At 35.2% G+C, this 2008-nt stretch carries 2 protein-coding genes; both read left to right on the top strand.

All coding sequences use genetic code 11. The features are described from left to right. Positions 1-90: 90 nt before the first annotated feature. Entirely contained in the window at positions 91-1374 is a 1284-nt protein-coding gene (istA, locus tag C7Y47_RS24515) for an IS21 family transposase (protein WP_142511124.1), read from the top strand. A gap of 8 nt (positions 1375-1382) precedes the next feature. Then, on the top strand, positions 1383-2008 hold a 626-nt coding region (gene istB, locus C7Y47_RS24510; RefSeq protein ID WP_142511125.1), incomplete at its 3' end, for an IS21-like element helper ATPase IstB.

The raw sequence follows: 2008 nt of genomic DNA, 5'->3' as shown, positions 1-2008 counted from the left end.
TATAAATGCTAATTTAAATATGTACATTCCTGCTTGAATAACTATGTACAAAAATGCTCTTTCATTTCATACTAATACCGAGGTGTTAGTATGCATATTCAATTTGAGATTGAGACAGAATTTAAAATTAATAGTCTTTCAGATTTAGCAAATTTTAAACAAGTAATGGAGCGTTTAAACATGAAGATTAATAAAAGTAAATTAGCAAGGGATATGGGCGTAGATCGACGAACAATCGATAAATATCTAAATGGCTTTATACCAAAAACAAAGCGGAATAAGCCATCTAAAATTGATGAGTTTTATCCGATTATTGCCAGCCTCTTATCAGAAGATTCTAAGCAGGTATTTTATTATCGACGCAATCTTTGGCAGTATTTAAAAGACAACCATGGTTTAGAGTGTGGACAATCTACATTCCGTACCTATATTGCCAATACACCAGAATTTAAGGCTTACTTTGAGAAAGATGAACGCTTATCTTCTTTGCATAGCGGTATTCGTTATGAAACACGTATGGGCAAACAAGCACAGTTGGATTGGAAAGAAAGTATTGTTTATGAAACAAGTGATGGTGAACAGGTGGAGATTAATGTAGCCGTGTTAGTGCTGAGCTATTCTCGTATGCGGTTCTTCTACATGAGTATTTCCAAATCGCAGGCAGTTTTATTTTCTTTCTTAACTGATACGTTTGAAAAAATGGGTGGTGTACCAGAAGAACTCATTACTGACAATATGAAAACCGTGATGGATGAAGCACGAACAGAACATTTTGCGGGAAAAGTGAATACGAAGTTTACGCAATTTGCGAGAGATTTCGGATTTAAGGTGAAGCCTTGTGTAGCAGGTCGTCCACGAACAAAAGGAAAAGTTGAGACAACGATGAAGTTATTGGATGAAATCCATGCCTATCAAGGGAAGTTTACTATAGTTGAATTACAAGCCTATATTGAAAAACTATGTAATCGTATTAACCATGAAGTTCATCAAGGGACCAATAAAATCCCGATTTTAGAATGGCAAAAAGAAAAGAATCAATTACTCCAGCTACCAACTGAACGAGTAAGAGATTCCTACAAGATTGATTATACACTGGTAAAAGTCAATGCATCGAGCATGATTTCCTACAAGTCCAATCAATACTCCGTACCACCGGGGTATCAAGGAAAAAAAGCAGGACTACAAGTGTATGATGATCAATTATGGATTTATTATAACATGGAATTAATCGCGCAACACAAAATAAGTGAAGCAAAACTAAATTATCAAGAGGCGCATTATCGTGAATTGATGACAAAGGCCATGCCTGAATACCCTGATATTAACGATTTAGCGAAACGGAATTTAGCAGCGATTGGAGAAATGTATAAATGAATTCATTAATGAGTACAAATTATCAGCAACTACAGCAAAACTTAGCGTATTTAAAATTAAAGCAGATGGGCATCCATTTGAATGAAGTCATCGACTTTAGTATTAAAAATGAACTTTCTTTTATCGATACACTTATAAAATTGACAAACTATGAAATCGATGTACGTGAGCATAATATGATTCATGCGATGGTGAAAGTCGCTGCGTTTCCACATTTAAAGGAGATAAAGGACTTTAACTTTGATTTTCAGCCAAACATTAGCCAACAACAAATACTCGATTTTCAAAGCCTTCGTTTCATCGAAGAAAATGAGAATATTGTATTCCTTGGTCCAAGTGGTGTCGGTAAGACCCACCTGGCCACAGCAATCGGCATTACGGCAGCTAAAAAGCGAACAAGTACTTATTTTATTAAGTGTCATGATTTAATTCAGAATCTAAAGAAAGCCCGTTTAGAAAACCGCTTAGAGAGCCGTTTAAAACATTATACGAAATATAAATTATTAATCATTGATGAAATTGGTTATTTACCAATCGATCCAGAGGATGCGAAACTGTTTTTCCAGCTCATTGATGCACGTTATGAAAAACGTAGCACGATTTTCACAACGAATGTGAACTTCAAATCATGGGA

Origin of the sequence: Lysinibacillus sphaericus (assembly GCF_006864135.1) — a bacterium.
In the GTDB taxonomy this organism is placed as follows: domain Bacteria; phylum Bacillota; class Bacilli; order Bacillales_A; family Planococcaceae; genus Lysinibacillus.
Note: the sequence above shows the minus strand (reverse complement) of the source record. Positions and strands in the feature narration are given on the sequence as shown.

What these genes read in the sequence shown, in the direction of transcription:
- istA (WP_142511124.1), top strand. Translation starts at nt 91, where the DNA reads ATGCATATTCAATTTGAGATTGAGACAGAATTTAAAATTAATAGTCTT.